The 23,608-nt window shown below is 62.6% G+C and carries 19 protein-coding genes and 1 other RNA gene; 14 read left to right on the forward strand and 6 right to left on the reverse strand.

The window, feature by feature from the left end; genetic code table 11:
* Positions 1 to 22 precede the first annotated feature (22 nt).
* From ACFSOZ_RS32220 to ACFSOZ_RS32230, 3 genes are all read right to left on the reverse strand, one after another.
* Positions 23 to 1,891 carry an extracellular solute-binding protein gene (locus ACFSOZ_RS32220; protein WP_379104894.1) on the reverse strand — a complete coding sequence of 623 codons (1,869 nt, stop codon included), beginning with the start codon at positions 1,889 to 1,891 and terminating at the stop codon, positions 23 to 25.
* Positions 1,891 to 3,768: an extracellular solute-binding protein gene (locus tag ACFSOZ_RS32225; protein ID WP_379104856.1), complete on the reverse strand. Its 1,878-nt coding sequence runs from the start codon at positions 3,766 to 3,768 to the stop codon at positions 1,891 to 1,893. The genes ACFSOZ_RS32220 and ACFSOZ_RS32225 overlap by 1 nt, the downstream gene beginning before the upstream one ends.
* Positions 3,769 to 3,938: 170 nt before the next feature.
* Complete coding sequence (locus ACFSOZ_RS32230) at positions 3,939 to 4,640, reverse strand: c-type cytochrome (protein ID WP_379104858.1); 702 nt, start codon at positions 4,638 to 4,640, stop codon at positions 3,939 to 3,941.
* A gap of 193 nt (positions 4,641 to 4,833) precedes the next feature.
* On the opposite strand from ACFSOZ_RS32230, the gene ACFSOZ_RS32235 reads away from it, so the two are divergent.
* Together ACFSOZ_RS32235 and ACFSOZ_RS32240 are read left to right on the forward strand one after the other, a co-directional pair.
* A complete protein-coding gene (locus ACFSOZ_RS32235) occupies positions 4,834 to 5,562 on the forward strand; it encodes a 3-deoxy-manno-octulosonate cytidylyltransferase (protein WP_379104860.1) in 729 nt (242 codons plus the stop codon).
* Between the two features lie 42 nt (positions 5,563 to 5,604).
* Entirely contained in the window at positions 5,605 to 6,468 is an 864-nt protein-coding gene (locus ACFSOZ_RS32240; protein WP_379104861.1) for a prephenate dehydratase, read from the forward strand.
* Here the strand turns inward: ACFSOZ_RS32240 and ACFSOZ_RS32245 are convergent.
* The 3 genes from ACFSOZ_RS32245 to ACFSOZ_RS32255 are packed head-to-tail and all read right to left on the reverse strand — an operon-like array spanning position 6,465 to position 8,209.
* Complete coding sequence (locus tag ACFSOZ_RS32245; protein ID WP_379104863.1) at positions 6,465 to 6,770, reverse strand: Dabb family protein; 306 nt, start codon at positions 6,768 to 6,770, stop codon at positions 6,465 to 6,467. The two genes, ACFSOZ_RS32240 and ACFSOZ_RS32245, sit on opposite strands and share 4 nt — an antisense overlap.
* Positions 6,771 to 6,807: 37 nt before the next feature.
* On the reverse strand, positions 6,808 to 7,752 hold the full coding sequence (gene nudC, locus ACFSOZ_RS32250) for an NAD(+) diphosphatase (protein ID WP_379104865.1): 945 nt from the start codon (positions 7,750 to 7,752) through the stop codon (positions 6,808 to 6,810).
* Positions 7,753 to 7,789: 37 nt separating this feature from the next.
* The gene (locus tag ACFSOZ_RS32255; RefSeq protein ID WP_379104867.1) at positions 7,790 to 8,209 is read right to left on the reverse strand and encodes an HIT domain-containing protein; all 420 of its coding nucleotides are present in this window, start codon (positions 8,207 to 8,209) and stop codon (positions 7,790 to 7,792) included.
* A gap of 153 nt (positions 8,210 to 8,362) precedes the next feature.
* On the opposite strand from ACFSOZ_RS32255, the gene ffs reads away from it, so the two are divergent.
* The 12 genes from ffs (at position 8,363) to ACFSOZ_RS32315 (ending at position 20,641) form a co-directional block, all read left to right on the forward strand.
* An RNA gene (gene ffs / locus ACFSOZ_RS32260) (signal recognition particle sRNA small type) lies at positions 8,363 to 8,459 on the forward strand.
* A 105-nt stretch (positions 8,460 to 8,564) separates the two neighbouring features.
* Positions 8,565 to 10,367, forward strand: coding sequence for a DNA polymerase III subunit gamma/tau (locus ACFSOZ_RS32265; protein WP_379104869.1), 1,803 nt, complete (start codon positions 8,565 to 8,567; stop codon positions 10,365 to 10,367).
* A 30-nt stretch (positions 10,368 to 10,397) separates the two neighbouring features.
* A complete protein-coding gene (locus tag ACFSOZ_RS32270) occupies positions 10,398 to 10,721 on the forward strand; it encodes a YbaB/EbfC family nucleoid-associated protein (RefSeq protein WP_013527931.1) in 324 nt (107 codons plus the stop codon).
* A 20-nt stretch (positions 10,722 to 10,741) separates the two neighbouring features.
* Positions 10,742 to 11,149, forward strand: coding sequence for a hypothetical protein (locus ACFSOZ_RS32275; RefSeq protein ID WP_379104871.1), 408 nt, complete (start codon positions 10,742 to 10,744; stop codon positions 11,147 to 11,149).
* Positions 11,150 to 11,280: 131 nt separating this feature from the next.
* On the forward strand, positions 11,281 to 12,213 hold the full coding sequence (locus tag ACFSOZ_RS32280; RefSeq protein WP_379104874.1) for a cell wall hydrolase: 933 nt from the start codon (positions 11,281 to 11,283) through the stop codon (positions 12,211 to 12,213).
* A gap of 102 nt (positions 12,214 to 12,315) precedes the next feature.
* The gene (gene recR, locus ACFSOZ_RS32285) at positions 12,316 to 12,921 is read left to right on the forward strand and encodes a recombination mediator RecR (protein WP_379104875.1); all 606 of its coding nucleotides are present in this window, start codon (positions 12,316 to 12,318) and stop codon (positions 12,919 to 12,921) included.
* Between the two features lie 29 nt (positions 12,922 to 12,950).
* Positions 12,951 to 14,213, forward strand: a complete 1,263-nt coding sequence (locus tag ACFSOZ_RS32290; RefSeq protein WP_379104877.1) for a lytic murein transglycosylase — start codon at positions 12,951 to 12,953, stop codon at positions 14,211 to 14,213.
* A 261-nt stretch (positions 14,214 to 14,474) separates the two neighbouring features.
* Positions 14,475 to 16,118 carry an ABC transporter substrate-binding protein gene (locus ACFSOZ_RS32295; protein WP_379104879.1) on the forward strand — a complete coding sequence of 548 codons (1,644 nt, stop codon included), beginning with the start codon at positions 14,475 to 14,477 and terminating at the stop codon, positions 16,116 to 16,118.
* A 9-nt stretch (positions 16,119 to 16,127) separates the two neighbouring features.
* The gene (locus tag ACFSOZ_RS32300; protein WP_379104881.1) at positions 16,128 to 17,189 is read left to right on the forward strand and encodes an ABC transporter permease; all 1,062 of its coding nucleotides are present in this window, start codon (positions 16,128 to 16,130) and stop codon (positions 17,187 to 17,189) included.
* Complete coding sequence (nikC, locus tag ACFSOZ_RS32305; protein WP_379104883.1) at positions 17,186 to 18,106, forward strand: nickel transporter permease; 921 nt, start codon at positions 17,186 to 17,188, stop codon at positions 18,104 to 18,106. Before ACFSOZ_RS32300 ends, nikC begins: the two co-directional genes overlap by 4 nt.
* Positions 18,103 to 18,963: an ABC transporter ATP-binding protein gene (locus tag ACFSOZ_RS32310; protein ID WP_379104886.1), complete on the forward strand. Its 861-nt coding sequence runs from the start codon at positions 18,103 to 18,105 to the stop codon at positions 18,961 to 18,963. Before nikC ends, ACFSOZ_RS32310 begins: the two co-directional genes overlap by 4 nt.
* A 1,453-nt stretch (positions 18,964 to 20,416) precedes the next feature.
* Positions 20,417 to 20,641, forward strand: coding sequence for an ATP-binding cassette domain-containing protein (locus ACFSOZ_RS32315; RefSeq protein WP_379104889.1), 225 nt, complete (start codon positions 20,417 to 20,419; stop codon positions 20,639 to 20,641).
* Positions 20,642 to 23,608 lie beyond the last annotated feature (2,967 nt).

Here is a 23,608-nt window from a genome sequence, read left to right on the forward strand (position 1 = left end):
TTGCCCTGCTTGAGCGAACATCTCAGCCTTTGCCAATTTTTGCCGCCTTGCCCTTATCGAACCACCACAGCGTCTCGACCGGAAAGCCGAAATCGGGCTTCTGCTCGAGAAAACCGAACATGTCCCAAAAGGCGACGCGGTGATTCGCCAGATAGTATGTTGGAATCCAGTCTAGTCGCGCGCGCAAGACCCGGTCGAGCGCTCTGAGCGCGGTAACGAGATCGCTTCGGCTCGGCGCCTTGCCGGCCGCCACGATCAGCGCGTCGATGGCTTTGCTCTCAGTCCCGGGATAATTGCGCTGTCCCGGCGTTTTCGCCATCCGGGAATCATAGAGCATCTCCAGGCCGTCAACAGTCGGCGTCGCCCCGATCGACCAATGCAGCACGGTAAGATCGAAGTCGAAATCGCTGTGCCGCTGTTCATACTGTGCCGAATCGACTTGCCGGATCGAGGCGTCGATCCCGATCGCCTTCATATTCTCGGACCATGGGGTGAAGATGCGAACGATGCCGTCATCTTCTGCCAGCATTTCAACCTGCAGCCGCTCACCCTTGTCGTTGACGACAAAACTGCCGGCGCGCTTCCAGCCGGCTTGCGCAAGCAATCTCGAAGCTTCGCCCAGCAGCTTGCGGTCATGGCCCGAACCGTCGGACAGAGGCTGCGTCACGGCTTCGCCAAAGACCTCCGGCGCCAACTCGGCCCGGAACGGCTCCAGCAGGGCCAATTCCCCAGACGAGGGCAGACCTTCGGCCTTGTAGTCCGACCGTTCGAAGTTCGATTGAGAGCGCTCGTAAGAGCCGTAAAACAGCGCCCGCTTCATCCATTCGAAATCGAAGCATCTGGCTATCGCCCGCCGCACCCGCTCGTCGCGGAATTGTGGACGACGCTGGTTCAGCGCGACACCCTGCATGTCTGGCGTCTTTTCCCCGGGAAACTCCCGTTTGACGACCTTGCCGTCCTTCAGCGCCGGAAAGTCGTAACCGGTCGCCCATACCCGTGCGGTAAATTCCTCCCGGAAATGCGTGTCACCTTTCTTGAAGGCTTCAAACGCGGCCTGCCGATCAAGATAGAAGTCGATGCGGATGCGGTCGAAATTGTAAAGGCCGCGGTTCACGGCGAGATCTCGGCCCCAATAGTCGGCGACGCGTTCATATTCGACGGTCTGTCCGGCTGCCACGCGCCCGACTTTGTACGGTCCCGAGCCGAGCGGCGGCGTCATCGTCGAGGCATCGAAATCATGGGCCGTATAAAAGGCCTTGGACACGATCGGCATGGACACGATCGCAAGGATGTTTTGTGCCGACTGTTCGCCGTTGAAGGTGAGATCGAGGGTGACGGGATCGGTCGCGACCGCTTTCGTCATGTAGCGCAGCGCCTTGGAAAGGTTCGGATGGCCCTGGTCTTTGTAGAGTTTCAAGGCGAAGGCAACGTCTTCAGCGGTCAGCGGCGAGCCGTCATTGAACCGTGCTTGCGGTCGCAGGCTGAAGCGGAAGCTGTTGCGGTCTTGCGACAAGGTCACGGACTCGGCAAGCAGGCCATAGACCGCGTCCGGCTCATCGAGCGCGCTTGCCATCAGGGAATCGAAACAGAGTTCCGTGCGCGGCGGCGAATCTCCTTTCAACACCAGGGAATTCAACGTGTTGAAAGTCAGGGAGCTTTGATTGAGGGTGGCGTTCGGCGGTGCGAAATTCATCTGGCCGCCCTTGGGAGCGTCCGGGTTGACATAGTCGAAATGCGCGAAGTCCGGCTTGTATTTCAGGTCGCCGAAGGCCGACAGGCCGTGCAGCTTGGTGCCGGTCGGGATGGTGGCGAAGGCCTTGCCGGGCAGCAAGGCGGCGGCCGCGGCAGCACTGCCCAAAGCAAGGAAATCGCGGCGGGCAAGGACCGTTATCAATTGCTGCCCCTGTATTTGGTGGCCAGCGCTTTTTCCTTGCCGAGGTCGATCCACCAGGAATTCTGGTCGGCGCCGACATAGGCTGGCTGCTTGTCGGGAATGCCGAATTTGTTCCAGTAAGCCAACCAGACCACGGCTCGATAATACTGTGGCACGACGTAGTAATTCCACAACAACACCCGGTCGAGCGCATGGGTGGCGGCAACCAGATCATCGCGGTCGGTAGCGAAGATGATGCGGTCGACCAGATCGTCGACGACCGGATTCTTGATGCCGGCGTAATTGCGCGAGCCGGGCCGATCGGCGGCCTTCGAACTCCAGAAATCCCGTTGCTCGTTTCCTGGTGATTCAGACTGACCAAGCTGCGATATGATGACGTCGAAATCGAAATTGTTGACGCGATTCACGTACTGGGTCTGGTCGATCAGGCGCAGAGTCGCATCGACGCCGATCTTGCGCAGATTGGCGATATAGGGGCTGGAGATCACCTGGTCGGTGTCGTTCCAGCCAAGGATTTCGAACTTGAACGGCTCGCCGGTCTTGGCATTGACCATCTTGCCGCCCTTGATCACCCAGCCTGCCTTGGCGAAGAGATCGACGGCCTGCTTCAGGTACTTCCGTTCTGCTTGCGGCGAATCGTAGACCGGGAGCTTAAATTCCTGGGTGAACAGTTCGGGCGGCAGCTTGTCGCGATGCTTTTCCAGAATCTCCAGTTCCTTGCCTTGCGGCAATCCGCTCGACGCCAGTTCGGTGCCCTGGAAATAGCTTGATGTGCGGGTGTTGAAACCGAAGAACAGGGTTCGGTTCATGCTCTCGAAGTCGAATGGGTAGGTCAGTGCCTCGCGAACAAGGCGATCCTGGAACAGCGGACGCCTCTGGTTCAGCATGAAAGCCTGCATCGGCTCAGGCGAGGTGGTCTTGAATTCCTGCTTGATAACGTCGCCGGTTTTGACTGCCGGAAAATCATAGGCCGTTTTCCAGCGCCTCGAACTGTTTTCCGGCTTCACGTCATCCAATCCGCCCTTGGTGAAGGCGAGCCAGGCAGCATTGTCGTCCAGAATATAGGTGAAGCGTTGCGTGTCGAAATTCTCGCGGCCGATCTTCACCGGCAGCTTGGCCGCCCAGTAATCCGGCACGCGCTGCCAGACGATTTCCGAGCCCGGCTTGAAGCTGGCGATCTTGTAGGCAGCGGAGCCGAGCGGGATTTCCAGCGTCGGCTTGGTGACGTCGCGCTTCTTGCCGTTGGCATCGTCGGCTTCCCACCAGTGTTTGGGCAGCACGGCGAGGTCGCCGATGATCTTCGGCAGTTCCCGGTTGCCCTTCTGGCTGAAATGGAATTCGACTTCGCGGTCCGAAATCGCCACGGCATCGGTGACATTCTCGAAATAGCGGCTGTACATCGGGCTGTTGGCCTTCAGCACCTGGAACGACCAGATGACGTCATCGACAGTAATCGGCTGGCCGTCGTGCCATTTGGCACGCGGGTCGAGCCGGTAGGTCGCCGAGGAATAGTCGGCCGGATATTTGTAGGCGTCGGCAATGAGCGGATGGCTGGTGCTGCCTTCGTCGGTCGCCTGCTCCATCAGCGTGTCATAGAGCAGGCCGCCGCCGAAGCCGATCAGGCCGGCGGCCGGCGATCCCTGGACGATATAGGGGTTGAAGCTGTCATAAGTGCCGAGCACCACCGAATTCAGCGTGCCGCCCTTGGGCGCATTCGGGTTGACGTAGTCATAGTGCTGAAAATTGTCGCCGTATTTGGACTCGCCGATCAGCGATGAGGTGGTGCGCCATTCGTCGGCCTGGGTCGCTTGCAATCCCGCCGCCAGCAGGGCCGCCGTCAGCAACGACTTGAGAAGCGTTCGGCCAACCGTCATGCACTATCCTCTTCGCGCTGCGTGTCCCTGATCAATCCAGACAGGCAATCTAGATGATTTGCCGCTCGTGAAAACCGCAATGCGCGGCTTTGTCGCTGCATATGCGATCATCCTAACAAAAAAGCCGGGCTGAACCCGGCTTTTTCAAGATCGTCGAGGTGACAATTTGTTTATTGGGCAGGCGCCGGTGCCGGTGCGGCGGGAGCTGGCGCAGCCGGAGCCGCGGGCGCCGCCGGCTTGGCGGGAGCGGCAGCCTCAGCCGGCTTCGCCGGGGCGGCTGCATCGGCAGGCTTGGCGGGCGCGGTCGCATCGGCGGCAGCCCCTGGCGCCGGCAGCGGCTTGGGATTCTCCGACAGCGTGCGCAGATAGGCGATGACGTTGGCACGGTCCTCGTCCTTGGGCAGGCCGGCAAAGCCCATGGCCGTGCCTTTCACGAATTTCTTCGGCGAGGTGATGAAGTGGTTGATGTTGTCGTAGGTCCACTTCTCGGTGCCGCCCTTGGAGAATTCCTTCATGCCGGCCGAATAGGCGAAGCCTTCATGCTCTGCGACCGGACGGTCGATGAGATCCCACAGATCGGGGCCGACCTTGTTGGGGCCGCCCTTTTCGCCGGAATGGCAGGCCTGGCATTTCTTGAACACGGCAGCGCCCGCCTCGACATTGGCGGTCGCCAGCAGGTCGGCGATCGGCTTGGCTGCGGCGGCAGGAGCGGCCGGGCCGCCTTCCGCGGGCTCGGCAGCTTCGATGGCGAAACCGGGTTTTTCCGGGGCCGGCGAGGCAAACAGCGCATCGGACACAAGGCCGACCGAGAAGACCACGAAAACGGTTCCGAGCAATCCGGCGAGCAGCTTGTTGACTTCGTTGGAATCCATACGCCCCTTGCTCCCTTTTCCGGCGGACCGAACCGTCCACTCCGTCCGTCGGTATCGTGACCCACCCTGCGAAGGCGGTCAAATCGGGCGGAAACTAGGTCTTTTGCTCGGGCGTTGCAACACCTATAAGGGCGCTTCCAGTGAGACCTTTTGCCACTTTTCCCTTCCTCTTTCGAGACGTCTTGCAACGCGCATGTCCACGCTGATCCTGATCCCGGCCCGCATGGCCTCGACCCGCCTGCCGGGCAAGCCGCTGGCCGACATCGCCGGCGCGCCGATGATCGTCCATGTCGCCCGCCGCGCTGCCGAGGCCGGCCTCGGCCGGGTGGTGGTGGCTACCGACACGCAAAGCGTGGCGGAAGCGGTGCGCGCGCACGGGTTCGAGGCCGTGATGACGCGCGTGGACCATGAATCCGGCTCCGACCGCATCCACGAGGCGCTGGTCGCGCTTGATCCTGAGCGTAAGGTCGAAACGATCATCAATGTGCAGGGCGACCTGCCGACGATCGATCCGCAAATCATCATCGCTTCGCTAAGGCCTTTCGAGAATGCCGCGGTGGATATCGCCACGCTCGGCGTCGAGATCGTCCGCGACGAGGAAAAGACCAATCCGAACGTCGTCAAGATCGTCGGTTCGCCGCTCTCCGGCACCCGGCTGAGGGCGCTCTATTTCACCCGCGCCACCGCACCATGGGGCGAGGGCGCGCTGTATCACCATGTCGGCCTCTATGCTTATCGCCGCGCGGCACTCGAGCGCTTCGTTGCGCTGAAGCCGTCGCCGCTCGAACGGCGCGAGCGGCTGGAACAGCTGCGGGCGCTGGAAGCCGGCATGCGCATCGACGCCGAGATCGTTCGCTTGCTGCCGCTTGGCGTCGACACGCCCGAAGACCTCGAACGCGCCAGAACCATCCTTTCAAACTGAACAATCCCTTCGACCAGAGACACTTTGAATCGAGACTTGGGCATGCCTGAAAAGACCAACAGAATATCCTTCCAGGGCGAACCGGGCGCCAATTCCGACACCGCCAGCCGCAACGTCTATCCCTCGATGGAGCCGTTGCCGTGCCCGACCTTCGAGGATGCGTTCAACGCGGTCGAGACGGGCAAGGCCGATCTCGCCATGATCCCGATCGAGAACACCATTGCCGGGCGCGTCGCCGACATCCATCATTTGCTGCCGGAATCGAAGCTGCATATCGTTGGCGAATATTTCCTGCCGATCCATTTTCAGCTGATGGTGCTGCCCGGCGTCAAACGCGATGAGATCAAGACCGTCCACAGCCACATCCACGCGCTTGGCCAGTGCCGCAAATACATTCGCAAGAACGGCTGGAAGGCAGTGGTCGCGGGCGACACGGCGGGTGCCGCCAAGCTGGTCTCCGAGGTCAAGGACCGCACCATGGCGGCGCTGGCGCCGGCGCTGGCCGCGACGCTCTACGGGCTCGATATCATCGAGGAGAATGTCGAGGACACCGACTCCAACGTCACCCGCTTTGTCGTTCTGACCAAGAACAAGCAGTGGGCCGAGCGTCCGTCAGCCGACACCAGGATGATGACGACCTTCATCTTCCGCGTCCGCAACGTGCCGGCCGCGCTCTACAAGGCGATGGGCGGTTTTGCCACCAACGGCATCAATATGACCAAGCTGGAAAGCTACCAGTTGGGGGCTTTCACGGCGACGCTGTTTTACGCCGACATCGAGGGCCATCCCGACGATCCGCTGGTCAAGCTGGCGCTGGACGAACTTCGCTTCTTCTCCCGCGAAGTGCGGATCCTGGGCGTCTACCCGGCCAGCGAATCGCGCGAGCAGTGGAAGGTGGCCGACTAGATCACCGCGCCCAGCGGCACATAGTCGATTTCGAGAAAGGTCTCGACTTCCGGGACCCAGCGGTCGCGCACGAAGGCGACGTGGTCGGGATGGTCGTTATACCTCGTGTAGGCGGCCTGGTCGGCGAACTCCATCGAGAAGCCGAAGCGATAGTCGTTCTTGGGGCTGACCTGCCGCAATTGCTCGAAATGCGTGACGCCCCTGATCGCCGAGAGGGCTTTCTTGGCGTCGACCAGGAACCTCTTTTCCTCCAGCGAATGCGGCGGATGCTTCAGCGTGAAGACGACGGTGTGACGGATCATTTTCTGCTCCTGCAATGTCTTTCGGTATTGACTGCCATCATTCGCTGTCGACCCAGGCGCGAATGAGGTGATGGGCAATGGCGCCTTTCGGTGGCGTGATCAGATTGCCGGGATGCTCCCTGGTCAGCATCAAACGCACTTCGTCGCGGGCAAACCAGCGGCAGTCCTCCAGTTCGTTGAGGTCGGCCTGGATGTCATCGTTGAGCGGCTCGCCGAAGCAGCCGATCATCAGCGAATAGGGAAACGGCCAGGGCTGGCTGGCATGGTAGACGACGCGGCCAAGCCGGATCCCGGCCTCCTCCAGGGTCTCGCGGCGCACCGCAGCTTCGATCGTCTCGCCCGGTTCGATGAAGCCGGCAAGGGCCGAGTACATGCCTGGCCCGAAATGCCGGCCGCGCCCGAGCAGGCACTTTTCCCGCGTTGCCGTCAGCATGATCGCCACCGGGTCGGTGCGCGGAAAATGCTCGGTGCCGCAATTTGGGCAATGGCGCTTGTAGCCGCCGGCCCGCATCTGTGATTCGGTGCCGCATTTGCTGCAGAAGCGATGGCTTGCGTGCCAGGCGAGCAGGGCGGCACCTTGCGCCATCGCGCCGGCTGCCGCCTCGTCGATCAGCCCTTGCATGTAGACCGAGCGGTAGTCGATTGCCTTGATGGTCTCGGGCAGATGTTCGGCGTCGACGCCGGCGGGCACCGCCAGCACGGGTCCCCGTTCGGAAAAGCCGAGCAGGACTCCCTGGGCGAAAGAAACCTTGAAGGGCTTGCTCTCGGCGGCACCGAACCAGGGGTCGAGACCGCCACCCTCGCCGAGCTTCAGATAGAGCCGGCCGCCATTCATCAACAGCAGTCGCGTCGTCGGATCGGCGAGCGCCTTGTCGACGGAATTGTCGGCGCGGTTCTCGGATTGCCGGTCGATCATGTTGCCGGCAAAGCCGACGAACTGGCTCGGCTCGCGCAACGGCGCGTCAAACAGGCGGAAGCTCATGCGGACTCTGATGCTTTGGGATGGACACGGGGAAGGCTTATAGCGCCGCCTTGATCGTTTGGGCAAACCGGCGCAGGTCGGAACGCTGATAGGGCTCACGCAGGCCATGTCCCCACACCGGGCCCGGCCAGCCGGGATCGCCTTCCGAACGCGCGATGACATGGATGTGCAACTGGCGCACGATGTTGCCGAGCGCGCCGGTGTTGATCTTGGTGCAGCCGGTCACCTTTTTCAGCGCCTGTGCCACCATATTGGTCTCGAAGGTCAGCATCGCCTGGTCGAGTGGCGTCATGTCGTGGATTTCCTCCGCGCCCGGCCGCTGCGGCACCAGTAGCAGCCATGGCCAGCGACGATCGTTCATCACCCGCAATTCGCACAGCCCAAGCCACATCAATTGCTCGCTGTCCGCCTCCAGCCGGGCGTCCAGCGTGAATCCGGCCTCCAGGCCCGGCAGCATCGGCGTTTCCCTTGCTTTTCTTGGTTTCCTCAAACTCATGACGCTAGAGCGGCAGCAACAGGGCTGCAAGCGAATCATTGATCCGCAGCGGTTCGCGCCGCTGATTTGCCTGCGCACTTGCATTTCATCGCCGAATTGCCGATATGGGAAGCGGGAGGTTGGTGGTGGACGATCCACTCGCCAACCGGGTCAGGTCCGGAAGGAAGCAGCCCTAACGAGCCCGGAACGGGTCATTGTTCCAGCCTCCCACCTCATCGGCCCCTCTCGCGACATTGACGACGCATTGCAGCGCGGGCGAGACTATGCGCAGGAATAGGCCGCCTTCGGGCGCGGTTATTTGGAGCTTTACGGGCGAATGAGCGAAGCCGGAAATTCGGGAACGGACAAGGCCGCCGCCTATCGTGTGCTGGCGCGCAAATACCGTCCTTCGAACTTCTCCGAGCTGGTCGGCCAGGAGCCGATGGTGCGCACCCTCACCAACGCCTTTGCCACCGGCCGCATTGCCCAGGCCTGGATGCTGACCGGCGTACGCGGCGTCGGCAAGACCACGACGGCGCGCATTCTGGCGCGAGCGCTGAATTACAAGACCGCCACATCAGACCAGCCTTCGGTCGAGCTTGCCGTGCTCGGCGAGCATTGCCAGGCGATCATGGAAGGCCGCCATGTCGACGTCATCGAGATGGATGCCGCCTCGCACACCGGCATCGACGACATCAGGGACATCATCGAGCGCGTGCGCTACGCTCCGGTCTCGGCGCGCTATAAGGTCTACATCATCGACGAAGTGCACATGCTTTCCACCCAGGCCTTCAACGGCCTGCTGAAGACGCTGGAAGAGCCGCCGCCGCACGTCAAGTTCATCTTCGCCACCACCGAAATCCGCAAGGTTCCGATCACCGTTTTGTCGCGCTGCCAGCGCTTTGATCTCAGGCGCATCGACGCCAGCGCACTGGTCGCGCACCTCTCCTCGATTTCGGCCAAGGAAGGCATTTCGGTCGACGACGACGCGCTGGCGATGATCGCCCGCGCCGCCGAGGGCTCGGCCCGTGATTCGCTCTCCATCCTCGACCAGGCGATCGCGCATGGCGCGGGCAGTGTCAGCGCCGATGCGGTGCGCGCGATGCTGGGGCTGGCCGACCGCGCCCGCATCGTCGACCTGTTCGAGCATGTAATGAAGGGTGATGTGGCGGCAGCGCTTGGGGAGTTCCGCGCGCAGTACGATACCGGCGCCGATCCGGCCGCCGTGCTGACCGATCTTGCCGAGTTCAACCACCTCGTCACCCGGCTGCGTTTCGTGCCGTCGGCCGTCGACGATGCGGCGCTGTCGCAGGACGAGCGCCAACGCGGCGCGGATTTCGCCAGGACGCTGTCGGTCAGGGTGCTGTCGCGGACCTGGCAGATGCTGCTCAAGGGCATTCCCGAGGTGCAATCCTCCAACCGGCCGGTGAGTGCCGCCGAGATGGTGCTCATCCGGCTGGCCCACGCCGCCGACCTGCCGACGCTGGACGAGGCGTTGAGATCGCTCGAGGGCGCGGCGCCGGTTCAAAATGGCGCGTCGCGCCCCAATGGCGCGCCGACGGAGTCCGGCAATGGTGGCGGCGCCAGCGCGGTTACACAAAGCCGCATGCCATCCGGGCCAGGCGGCGCGCAGACCATGCGGCTGGTCGAGGCCACGCCCGCCCCTGTCGCCTTCGTCGCGCCCCCTCAGCCGGTGCTGGAGACGCAGCAGGTACCGCTGAAATCGCTGGCCGACATCGTTGCCCTTGCCGACGCGCAGCGTGACATCGCCTTCAAGGTGCTGGTCAAGAGCTGTATCCGTCTCGTGCGCATCGAGCCCGGCCGCATCGACGTCGGTCTGACAGCTGACGCACCCAAGATGCTGCTCAACGACCTGACGACGAAGCTGCGTGCCTGGACCGGCCGCAGCTGGCTGGTCTCGCTGTCGAAGGAGGAGGGCGGCCAGACGCTCGCCGAAATGGAATCGACCAAGCGCGAGACCGCCTTCCTCGACGCCAAGAGCGATCCGACCGTTGCCGCCATTCTGGCGCGGTTCCCCGGCGCCAAGATCATCGACGTGCGCATTCCCGACGCGCCGGAAGCCGATACGGCCGAGGCCGAAGTGCCGGTCGAGCCGCCGGCGGACGACGACGAGACCTGACCACAGCACGAATCCGCAAAGGACCCGACCATGAAAGATCTTCTCGGCCTGATGGGCAAGGCGAAGGAAATGCAGGCCAAGTTCCAGGCCATGCAGGACGAGATCGCCACCTTGGAGGCGTCCGGCCAGGCCGGCGGCGGCCTGGTCAACGTGACGCTGACCGGAAAATTCGAGATGAAGTCGCTGAAGATCGACCCGTCCCTGTTCAAGGAAGACGATGTCGAGATCCTGGAAGACCTGGTGCTGGCCGCCCACAATGACGCCAAGACCAAGGTCGAGCAGATCATGCAGGAAAAGACCAAGGCGCTGACCGCCGGCCTGCCGATCCCGCCAGGAATGAAACTGCCCTTCTAACGTTTCAGCGGCAGCGCGCCATGACCGAAGAGCCCTCCGAAAGACTGATCGAGCAGCGTGTCCGCAACCGGATCTACGAGGTCCTGGAGATCCTGGCCGATTGCGACGCCGGTGTCGATCTCGTCGGCATCAAGGGCTACTTCGACCTGTTCGAGGATTACGTGCATCGCCCGTCGATCGAGGCCGGCACGTCGGCGCTGTCGAGGGACGAGCGCGTGATCGTGCTCGAGATCGCCGAATTCCTGGAGGCGGCCGGCGAGACAAATCCGGACTTCACCAAGGCCGAATTCATCGAAAGCGACTGGCCGGGAAAGATCGCGCCAACGGCCAGGGACGCGCTGGTGCTGTTCCTCAGGCGCGGCCTGTTTTCGGAGAAGGTCGAAGAGCTTGAACCTGGCCAGTCGGCCGCGATACCGGCTGGGCGGTAACCGGGAAAAGCCACGCAACTGTTCCAATTTGGCAACAGTGCCTCATTAATAACGTTTTAGCCATCATTTTGCCTGAAAGTGTCTCATTCTTGCCGCAGCCTGGGGGCGGGCGTCGAAATGAGGGTTACCTTTTGATTGTCATGCGATGGAAGACGCCGCTGTTGCTCGGCGCCGTCATTTCACCCCTGTTTTTGGCTGCCTGTAGCCAGACCACTTCACACGGCATGTCCGTAGCCAGCCTGACCGACGCCATCACGCCGAATTTCCTGAGCTCCCGCTCATACAGCCACACGCCGAAGGACAAGCAGTGTCTGGAACGGGCGATGTTCTTCGAGTCCAACCGGTCGAGCCGCGACGGCATGATCGCGGTCGGCACGGTGGTGATGAACCGGCTGCGCTCCGGCAACCACGGCAGCACCATCTGTGAGGTGGTAGGCGAGCGTGGGCAGTTCGCGCCCGGCGTCATGACCCGGTCGATGAATTCGCGGGCGATGCCCGATGTCGAGGAAGCCGCCGATGCCGTGCTCAAGGGTGAGCGCAAGGCCAAGCTGAAGAACACGATGTACTTCCACACCGCCGGGCTGCGCTTCCCGTACAAGAACATGCATTACACCATGGTTGCCGGCGGCAATGCCTTCTACGAGAAGCGTGGCCGCAACTGGCAGCCGCTGCCGGATGAACCGCAGGTCGCCATCGCCTCGGCGGCTCCCGAAATGGTGAAGCCGGCCGCGCCAGTGACGCTGGTCGCTTCCGCCGAGCCGGTGCGTCCGGCCAAGCCGGCGACAGTTCGGTCCGCACCTGCCCAACAAACCTACATGACCGCCTCGGTGGCGCCGACCGCGAAATCCGCGCGCGTCTCGGTGGAGCCGACGGTGGTGGCGATGCAGGAGCCGATGGAAGAACCGGATGCCGCCCGTTTTGGCGGAACTCTGGCCAAGCCGGTCATCTCCTCGGTTGCGAACGCGCCGCAAGAGGCGGCGATGGGGTTCCAGTCGACGCCTGAGAACACCGATGCCATCGGCGCGATGATCGTCAGCCAGGGCCGGCCGCTCGAAGCCAACTGATCTGCAGTCCATGGTCCGCCCCATGGGTCCGCAAGTGTAATATGGCGGCTCATGCGGTCGCGGGATGTTCCAAAGAGCTCTGAAAAATCCTAGATCAGAGCGATGTCCAAGCGAATCGCCGGTCCCGAGATCGAACGCCTGATCCAGCTCCTGGCCAAGGTGCCGGGCCTGGGTCCCCGTTCGGCCAGGCGCGCGGCACTGCACCTGATCAAGAAGAAGGAGCAACTGCTGTCGCCGCTCGCCGCCGCCATGGCCGAGGCGGCCGACAAGGTGCGCATCTGCTCGACCTGCGGCAATGTCGATACGGCGGACCCCTGCATGATCTGCACCGATCCGCGCCGTGACGCTGGCACCATCATCGTCGTCGAGGACGTTTCCGACCTGTGGGCGCTGGAGCGGGCGGCAGCGATGAATGTGCGCTACCACGTGCTCGGCGGCACGCTATCGCCGCTCGACGGCGTCGGCCCCGACCAGCTCAACATCCGTCAGCTGATCGACCGCGTCGCCGGCGGCGAAGTCAGGGAGATCATCCTCGCTGTCAACGCCACGGTCGAGGGTCAGACCACCGCGCATTACATCACCGACCAACTGTCCGGCTTCGACCTCAAGGTGACACGTCTGGCGCATGGCGTGCCGGTCGGTGGTGAGCTCGATTATCTCGATGAAGGCACGCTGGCCGCAGCGCTGCGCTCGCGGACGGCGTTTTGACGCAATTGGCGGAGAAGGATGCTCCTGAGATGACTGCATTCCTTCGCGCCCCGCTCTACGAACTGGCCATTGCGATTTTCCTCGCAATCCTTATCGCCCTGGGCGCCGCAGCCCCCGCCTCCGCCGCAAAGATCGACGACCAGTTCCGTGCCTGGCTGCAAAACGACCTGTGGCCGCAAGCCAAGGCGAAAGGCATCTCCAGGAAAACCTTCGATGCCGCTTTCGACGGCATCAAGCCCAATTTGAAGCTGCCTGACCTGGTGAAGCCGGGCGAGAAGGCGACCACGCCGCAAAAGCAGCACCAGGCCGAGTTCGGCTCGCCCGGCGCCTATTTCGCCGAGAAGACGATAGGTGCAGTGGCCGCTGGCGGCCGGGCGCGCGAAGCGACCAGTGCCCGCACGCTGGCGGCCGTCGAGAAGCGCTATGGCGTGCCGGGCGAGGTGCTGCTGGCGATCTGGGGGCGTGAAACCGGCTTCGGCGCGGCAAAAATGCCCTACGACGCCTTCGAAGTGCTGGGCACCAAGGCGTTCATGTCGACCAAGAAGGATTTCTTTCGCACCGAACTGCTTGCGGCACTCGAGATCGTCGAGCGCGGGCTGGCCCCGGTCGGCGCGATGAAATCATCCTGGGCCGGTGCGCTCGGCCAGCCGCAATTCATGCCGACCTCGTTCCTGAAACATGCCGTCGACTTCGATGGCGACGGCCGCGCCGACATCTGGAATTCGACGCCGGATGTGCTGGCCTCGATCGCCAACTATCTCGTCCACTATGGCTGGGTGAGGGGGCGTGGCTGGGGTTTTGAGGTGACTGTCCCGGAAGCGGTGTCCTGTTCGCTGGAAGGTCCTGACCAGGGCAAGAAGATTTCTGAGTGGGCGGCGATGGGCATCAAGCGTGTCGGCGGAAAGCCGTTTCCGGCAAGCGAACTGAAGGCCGTGGGGTTTCTGCTGATGCCGGCCGGACGCAGCGGGCCGGCCTTCATCGCAACACCCAATTTCTACGTGCTGAAGGAATACAACACTAGCGACCTCTATGCGCTGTTCATCGGCCACGGCGCCGATCGCATCGCCCATGGCGACAGCAATTTTGCCGGCAGCTGGGGCGCGGTCGGTGGGCTCTACCGGTCAGACATCGCCGCTTTGCAGCGGGCGCTGGAGGCCAAAGGCTATGATGTCGGCAGCGCCGACGGCCTGCCCGGCTTCAAGACCCGCCGTTCGATCGGCAAGTGGCAAACCAAGAACGGTCGCGCCGCCACCTGCTTTCCCGATGCCGGGCTGGTCACTGCGCTCAAGTAGCTCTGAAATTAGCAGATTTTTCCCGATTAACGGCGCCAATTAGCCGGCGCATGCATCGACTCGCCACAGCGCATTCTGGTCCAATACGCAGTCTTGCAAATGCTCGTTGCCGACTGGAAGACCGCCGAATAGGGTGTTGACCAACTGGACAAAAACCGCAACGTTAAGAGGTCGGAGGGCCGGTGTTCGGCGCCGAAAAAAATTCTGCAAACCTGAGCCGGGAACTCAGGCCAACAAACAACAAAACAGGGAACAATCACAATGATGATGGAAAAGTTCGCTCTACGCTCTCGCATCTTGCTCGCGGGCGCAGCCATGTCCGCGCTGCTTCTGGCCGGCGCCCCGGCTGGCGCGGTCACACCCGCCGACACGCTGGTCGAAGGTTTCGCCATCGACGACATCATCTCCATGGATCCGGGCGAGGCGTTCGAACTGTCGACCGCCGAGGTCACCGGCAACACCTATGATCTGCTCGTCCGTCTCGACCTCAGCGACACCTCCAAGGTCAAGGGCGACCTTGCCGAAAGCTGGACCGTTTCCGACGACGGCCTGACCTACACCTTCAAGCTCAAGCCCGGCCTGAAATTTGCCTCGGGCAATCCGATCACCGCGGCCGACGTCGCCTATTCGTTCGAGCGCGCCGTCAAGCTGGATAAAAGCCCGGCCTTCATCATCGGCCAGTTCGGCGTCAGCGGCGACAACGTCACCGACAAAGCCAAGGCGGTCGACGACACCACCTTCCAGTTCACCGTCGACAAGGCCTACGCGCCGAGCTTCGTCTTGAACTGCCTGTCGGCAACGGTCGCGTCGGTCGTCGACGCCAAGCTGGTCAAGGAACATGTCGCAGCGGTGACGCCGAGCGCCGACTACAAATGGGACAATGACTTCGGCAATGCCTGGCTGAAGACCGGCTATGCCGGCTCGGGCGCTTTCAAGTTGCGCGAATGGCGCGCCAACGAAGCCGTCGTCATGGAGCGCAATGACAATTACTACGGCGAAAAGGCCAAGCTGGCCCGCGTCATCTACCGCAACATGAAGGAAAGCTCGGCCCAGCGCCTCGCGCTCGAAGCCGGCGACATCGACGTTGCCCGCAACCTCGAGCCGAACGACCTCGACGCCATCGCCAAGAATGCCGATCTCACATCCACCAGCGCCCCAAAAGGCACGGTCTTTTACATCAGCCTCAACCAGAAGAACCCGAACCTCGCCAAGCCCGAGGTGCGGCAGGCGTTCAAATATCTGGTCGACTATGATGCTTTGGGCTCGACCATCCTCAAGGGCATCGGCGAAATCCACCAGACCTTCCTGCCGAAGGGCGTGCTGGGTGAACTCGACGAGAATCCGTTCAAGCTCGACGTTGCCAAGGCCAAGGAATTACTGGCCAAGGCCGGTCTGGCCGACGGCTTCAGCGTGACCATGGACGTGCGCACCGGCCAGCCGATCACCGGCATGGCGGAATCGATCCAGCAGACGCTCGGCCAGGCCGGCATCAAGCTGGAGATCATCCCTGGTGACGGCAAGCAGACGCTGACCAAGTACCGCGCCCGCAACCACGATATCTATATCGGCCAATGGGGCCAGGACTATTTCGATCCGAATTCCAATGCCCAGACTTTTGCCTCGAACCCCGACAATTCGGATGCAGCCAAGACCAAGACGCTGGCCTGGCGCAACGCCTGGGACATTCCGGACCTGACCAAGCAGACGGAAGCAGCGCTGCTCGAGAAGGACGCGGGCAAGCGCGCCGATATGTACAAGGATCTGGAGAAGAAGATCCTCGACACCAGCCCCTTCGTCGTTATCCACCAGCAGCTGGAAGTGGCTGGCCTGCGCAAGAACCTCAAGGGCTTCGCACTCGGTCCGAGCTTCGACAGCAACTTCGTCGGGCCGGTTTCCAAGGAATAGTGCCCGCGCATGAGTGCGGTTGAAAACGAGGGCGGGCGCGGCAGCGCCCGCGCCGTCGCCTTTGCATCATCGCTCGGCCGGTTTCTGGTCATCGCGGTCACGACCTATCTTGGTCTGCTCGCCGTGACCTTCTTCATCGGCCGTGTGATCCCGATTGATCCGGTGCTGGCGGTGCTCGGCGATCGGGCGCCGGCCAATGTCGTCGAGCGCACGCGCCGCGAAATGGGTCTGGATCTGCCGCTGGTCGAGCAGTTCTACATCTATGTGAAAAATGCCCTGAACGGCAATTTCGGCACCTCGGTGCTGACCACCAATCCGGTCATGACCGATATTCGCCGTGCGCTTCCGGCAACGACGGAACTTGCGACGCTGGGAACGCTGATCGGTGCGCTGTTCGGCGTGCCGCTTGGCGTGCTGGCCGCGGTCAGGCGCGGCAGCCTCATCGACCAGATTGTGCGGATCATCGGGTTGATCGGTTATTCCGTGCCGATCTTCTGGCTGGGACTGCTGGCGCTGGTGCTGTTCTACGCCAAGCTGCAATGGGTCGCTTTCCCGGCCCGGCTCGACGTCGTCTATGAATACACCTTCACGCCGATTACTGGTTTTTATCTCCTCGACTCCGCTATGCAGGGGCAGTGGGACGTCTTTTATGATGCCTTTCGGCACATCATTCTGCCGGCCTCGCTCCTCGGCTATTTCTCGCTCGCCTATATCAGCCGCATGACGCGCTCGTTCATGCTCAACGAACTGTCGCAGGAATACATCGTCGCGGCGCGCGCCAAGGGCCTGTCGGAAACCCGTATCATCTGGGGCCATGCGCTGCGCAACGCCGCCGTGCCGATGGTGACGGTGATCGCGCTGTCCTATGCCGGGCTGCTCGAAGGTTCGGTGCTGACCGAGACGGTGTTTTCCTGGCCGGGCATCGGCCTCTACATCACCAACTCGCTGCAGAACGCCGACATGAACGCGGTACTCGGCGGCACCATCGTCATCGGCTCGGTGTTCATCGCCATCAACCTTCTCTCCGACCTGCTCTACCGGGTGCTCGATCCGAGGACGAAGTCCGCATGAGCGCCGGCGCCATCCAGACCCGCCGCGACTGGCTGCTCAGCGAGCGGCCGGCGTCGCGCATGCAGGCAAGGCTCGGCCGCGCCTATGTCGCGTGGCGGCGCTTTTCCGCCAACAGGCTGGCGTTTCTCGGCCTGCTCATCATCATTGCCCTGCTGGTCGTAGCCGCCCTTGCCGGCGTGTTGGCGCCCTACTCGCCGACATTCGGCGACCTCAAGGGGTCGCGCCTGCTCGCGCCGAGCGCCGAGCACTGGTTCGGCACCGACGACCTTGGCCGCGATATCCTTTCGCGCATCCTCTATGGCTCGCGCTGGACGCTCTACGTGGTCATCCTGGTCGCCATCATCGCCGCGCCGATCGGCCTGCTCGTCGGCACCGTCGCCGGCTATGCCGGCGGCTGGACCGATGCCATCCTGATGCGCATCACCGACATCTTCCTCGCGTTCCCCAAGCTGATCCTGGCGCTGGCCTTTGTCGCCGCCCTTGGCCCCGGCATCGAGAATGCGGTGCTTGCCATCGCCATCACCTCATGGCCGCCCTATGCGCGCATTGCGCGCGCCGAAACGCTGACCGTGCGCAATTCCGATTACATCAAGGCGGTGCAATTGATGGGCGCCTCGCCCTTCCGCATCGTGCTGCGCCACATCATGCCGCTCTGCATCTCCTCGCTGATCGTCCGGGTGACGCTCGACATGGCCGGCATCATCCTGACCGCGGCTGGCCTCGGCTTCCTCGGCCTCGGCGCGCAGCCGCCGCTGCCAGAATGGGGCACCATGATCGCGTCGGGCCGCCGCTTCGTGCTCGACCAGTGGTGGGTGGCCGGTGCGCCGGGCTTCGCCATCCTCATCGTCAGCCTTGGCTTCAACCTGCTCGGCGACGGCCTGTGCGACGCGCTCGATCCCCGCAGTGGTGACCAATGAGCACGCTTCTCGATGTCGAGAATCTCAGCGTCACCTTCCCGACCCGCACCGGTATTGTCGAGGCGGTTCGCGGGGTTTCCTTTTCGCTTGGCCGCGAACGGCTTGGCATCGTCGGCGAGTCCGGCTCCGGCAAATCGCAGACCGGCCGCGCCATCATGGGGCTGACGCCGCCGCAGGCCCGGATATCGGCCAACAAGCTTGCCTTCGACGGCATCGACCTGCTCAGCGTCTCGCCACGCGAACGCCGGGCGCTGCGCGGAAAACGTATCGCCATGATCCTGCAGGATCCGAAATATTCGCTCGATCCGGTGATGAGCATCGGCCGCCAGATCGTCGAGACGCTGCGCACGCATGAAAAGGTCGGCAAGGCCGAGGCGCGCGACCGCGCTTTGGCGATGCTGGAGGCGGTGCAGATCCGCGACCCGGCCCGGGTCTTCGACCTGCACCCGCATGAAGTGTCCGGCGGCATGGGCCAGCGCGCCATGATCGCCATGATGCTGATCGCCGGGCCGGAGATGATGATTGCCGACGAGCCGACCTCGGCGCTCGATGTGACCGTGCAGCTCGACGTGCTCGGCATTCTCGACAGGCTGGTCAGCGATCGCGGCATGGGGCTGATCTTCATCTCGCACGATCTGCGCCTGGTCTCCTCCTTCTGCGACCGCGTCATCGTCATGTATGCCGGCAAGGTGGTCGAGCAGCTCAAGGCGTCCGAACTCGGCCGTGCCCAGCATCCCTACACGCGCGGCCTGCTCAACTGCATGCCCAAGATCGGCGCCGACCGTCACCCGCTGCCGGTGCTCGACCGCAAGCCGGAGTGGGCCTGTTTTGGGCTGGCTTTTGGGGCTGTGGAGTGATTTGCTCACTGGGTCTTGTCGTGGATTGACAGCAGCGTGGTTTCCGTCGGACATAGGTTTTGTGTTGTTGGTTGTTGGGTTTGGTTGGAGGTTTTGTGGAGTAGGGGTTGATGATGCGGATTGTTCGATCGACTTTCGTCAGTGCGCTTTGTGCTGTGGCTGATAGTGGGGCGGTCTAGCTTTTTTCGATGTGTCGTGCAGTAAGTGCCGGGCGAGATGTGATTCCAGTATAAGTTGATCTTATATATATGATAAGCTAAAGACTTCGTCCTTTTGTGCGGCGCTGGGTTTGTCGGCCGGACATCCCGGCTCTCTCCGGCAAAATTCGACGACTGCTGCTGCGAGGCCATCCACGCCGCGGGCGGGGTCTTGCCGCCGCCCCGCATCCAGGCGCCCCCCGGCCCCGCTACGGTCCCTCCGGTCTTCTCTGTTTGCTCTGTTTTGCTTTCTCTATTCGTTTCTGTCTTCTGGTTCTGGGTGGGTCCACTATTGTCTGGTTATTGCCTGTGTGTTTGTTGCGGTACTCGGCTGCCTTGGCTCTGCTTCTGGTTTTTAGTGTGCTTCGGCCTCTGCTCTGTCTGTCCCTCGTGGTGTGAGCTATCACCTGTGTCAATTTGGGCACAGTCGACTGTGTACATGTAGATAGTGTGAAGGATATGTCTCGGCCCACGCGTCCGCGACAGGCCTTTTTATGACCGCAAAGTAGCAGTGATTGGGGTTGTGTTTCGGCCCGTTAGTGGACCCCGTGGTGCCCTCCTGTGCGTGGGGGGTCGGCCTCTTTGTCCTCCTTCCCAGGACGCAGTCCGTACGGGTTTCGCGGCCCCTGGGCGCTCTGCACTTCCGCGCCAGACAGCCGGCCGACCGCCTGCTGCCCAGGAGCCTGCTTGCCATCCATGTGTTTGTTTTTTTTGTGTTCTTTTTTTTTTTGTTTTGTGGGCGGATAGTAGGCTATCGATTTGTTCTGGCGAAGGTGCCCTGCCGGCGCGCCGCTTAATTTCGGCGCGGCCCACGTGCGCCCCGCCCGCTTTGGGCACTGTCGGTTGCGCTGTTTCGTGATTTAATTGCTTTCAACGTGCGAATACCATTAAGGTTAGTAGGCAATGTTCAGAAAATATGTCGATCTGTGCATCGCGTAAGGAATGGCTAGCTAGTATGTTGATTATTGGCCTGCTCTGCAGTTAGCTTTACGTAGCTGGCTGCATATTTAAAAAGATGTGGGTAAAGAGACGCAGTCCAGCCATGCGGGTGGCTATGAGTCGAACGCCATTCTCGCGCCTGTCTTTCGGACCCGGATGGTTTCGGTTTTGGGCCACACGGCGCAAACTCCGGCTTGTGTGCTCGTCCCGGGCTGGGCGCCACCATCATCCCACCAACCGGAATTTCGCCTCCTCCTGCTGCGGATTCTGCCGCTTTTTTTCGCGCCCCCCTGCTTACTTGTGCGCATTCAATTGTCGTGCGGGCCGCCACCGCGCCACGCCAGCGCCAGCGCCGTGGGTCCGATCACGCGCGCTCATCTCGAACGTCGATCCTGCTGCTCGACGAGCCGACTCGGCGCTCGACGCCTCGGTGGCAGGCGGAAGTGCTCAACCTTCTGGAAGAGGTCCGCCGGGCGCCGCAACTGACCTTCCTGATGGTCAGCCACGACCTCGCCATCATCACCCACATGTGGAGCGGTTGATGTGAGTGCAAAGCGGCGAGGCGGTGGAGAATCTCGCGGCAAGCGACCTTGTCGAGCGCCGCGTGACGAGGATTATACGCGCAATCTCCTCAGGGCGAGCGACGGGTTCGTGGAGGCGTAGTAGTTCTATCGCGGGGCGACCGAAATTTCCGTCTCGGCTTGCCCCAACTTCCGGCACCGTTTCACTGTGCGCGCCTTCGCTTTCCTGCCCCCGCTTCGCTCCTTGATGCGGAACCATGCCACATAGAGCGCAGCGCAGGAAACACAGCAGTGTGATCGCGGTGCGGCAATGATGCCCGCCCATCATTGGCATAGGCCATCGGTCCCCGCAGAAAACACCTCACGTGCGATCGGGATCAGCGGCGAAGGCTCGCGGGCCGCTGCTAGTCAGCGCAATTCGGGGACCCCGCATGCGGTGCCTCGGTCGCCTCGATACACCGCCCGCCAGCGGGTCCTGCCTTCGGTGACGAGATCTCGATCTGCACGATCAGGAGGACCGAGTTGCGGATCAGGATGCCAGATCAGCGCAGACGCCAGAGGAGTTGCGACGAGTAGCCGAGCGGCGCGCGCTCGGGCACGTCGAGTGCGTTCCACCCACCGTCCGATCAGGCCGAGCGGTCGCCACAGCAACGACCCGGAACAGGGCTGGAGCGTCGTGCAACGCACGTCAGAAGGGATGGTGGGGTCGCCATGACGAACAGCATCAGCGGGCACGGCGGCGGGCGATCGGTCCTTGGCTTTAAGCGTTTTCTCACTCGTAGCCTGCGGTCTGACCGGAATTAGCCTGGCGGCAGCTGGGGCGATGAGCTATTCGACGGGCTGGCTTCGTTGGGGTGACACGGTCGCGGGGCAGCGGTGTCGCCGACCAATCCGGTCGTCCGCACGGGTGATCGCGGGAATGCGGGTTACGCGCTGCATATCCGTCGGATGCTCCAGCGTCGTAGCGGGAGAGTACTGTGGCCACCGCCGCGAGCGGGATCGCCTCGGCCCACGGTGCTGGTCGGGCAGGTTGCAGTTTCTGCAGCGTCCTGATCGAGCGGTTCGGCAATCGAGTGAGCGCGCCACGACGTTGATCATATATAGGTGGCGTCGCGCACCGGGATGGTGGCGCCGCCGACCGTGCTGTTCAGCGCGCTGCGATACGGAGAGGTGAGACGAGCTGGCGCGCCTTGTTCCTGCGATGCAGTCGACCCTCAAGCACACGAGCGCTGCGGCTCGTGTTCCAATCGAAGGTTGGCGCGGCAAGCTTCGGATGGTCCCGAGATGTGAGGTCGGCGAATTGCTGCGCCAGGCCGCGCACCGTCTGGAGTCGGGGACCGCCGACGCGGTTTACTGCACCGGGCGGCCGACCGGCTGCCCAACTCGAGCGGCTTGCGAAGGGTGCATGCGGCACGACGAACAGACCATCGCGCAGCATGCTTCTCCAGTTGCCGCTGTCAGCTCGGTTTGCGGCCTCGGATGGCTTGGTGACGAGGGACGGTCTGGCCGAAAATCGTGTATTGGCCGGTGTGCAACGTCGATAGGCGAGCAGGAAGCGCACGCGCCTGGCCGACATAGGAGCTGAAATTGGTCGATGTCGGGATTGCCAGCCAGCGCGCGCCCTTCGAAACGCTCCCCCCCGACGGGTACACGCGTCTCGGTGATCGACGAGTGTGCTGCGGCCAGGGTCAATCGGACGATCAGGGTCCGGCCGGTCGGGACAGAAGGAGGAAAGAACTGCTGCTGGGGACGAGGCCGAAGCCGGCTATGAGCAGGCAAAACCAAACAGCACGGTGGCGATGGGTGTGTATGATGGTCAGCCAGTGATGCCGCACAGAGCCGGAGTAGGCTGCGCGCCGGAACAGTGTGACGTGAAGCGGCCCGGATGGTGTCGGTGTGCTTTGTCTTCATTCGTGTCGCCGGAGAATTGTGACGCCGATAGCGGCGCAAACAGCACTGCACGATCCATGATACCAGAAAGCGATATCTGCGATGACTGAGGAACAGTTTGAAGTGTTATCGCCGGCGGCGCTGTTGTTGAGGTGCCTATCGGGATGATAAATGCCGGGCGACCGTCACCAGCGTACCGGTTCAGAATTGGGAAGGCAGTCGATGGAGTGTAGACGTTTTAAAGTCGCTGCTTGCGCAGTTTGTCGCCGATGCAAGGCGCTTGGCCCACCATGCATCGACGACCGAGCGATTCATCGCGTCGTGAGCCAGGAGACCGCGGCGCAGATGACAGCGACTCCCCCAGCGAGATGGCATGCAGCGAGATTGCCGAGATGAGGCCTATGAGGTGAAGGTGATGGCAGCACCGCGGGATCGACAGCGCCAGACGAAGCCCGCGGCGCGCATGCTAGGATGATGAAGGGACACCGCGAGCACGATGGCGGATCCGCCTCGAACAGGGCGCGCGTGAAGCCCGAGACGGCCATCCTCGGACGATTGAGGGCTGCGTCCGCGACAGATGGCACACCGAGCCGACCGGCAGGTCCGGCCGCACTCTTGTTATCCTCCGTCGGTGCAGGCGCCTCGCGAACTGCAGCAGATTGGCGTTTGGGCTCCATGCGATGTCGGGAGCCCTGAGGGCATCCTGGCCATGAAGCGGAAAAGCGCCGTCGGCGGATCGCCACATAGCCGAGCAGTGATCGTCGCCACGTCGCTCTCAGCGGAAGAAGCGGCGCGTTGACGCGCAGATTGATCTGGCACGCAGACTCATCTTCTTCGGAAGTTGAATGGCCCACCCGACGCGCACGCTGATTGCGCTCCGGTCCGCGACTCGATGACACCGGACGGCGTGGGTCGTGCTCGCGTTCTGCGCTTGCAGGCTGGGCAAACGATCGATTGCTGGGTGAGGCCAGGGCGGCGATCTGGCGGGTTCCGAGAATTCGAGATAGATCGCCTCCGTCCTGCGCGCCGACGAGATCGACCTTGCCGGCATTCGGCACGGTCAGGATCTTGGTGCGGACTCATCGACCTAGTCGCGCA

The sequence above is a fragment of the Mesorhizobium newzealandense genome (assembly GCF_042682145.1).
In the GTDB taxonomy this organism is placed as follows: Bacteria; Pseudomonadota; Alphaproteobacteria; order Rhizobiales; family Rhizobiaceae; genus Mesorhizobium; species Mesorhizobium newzealandense.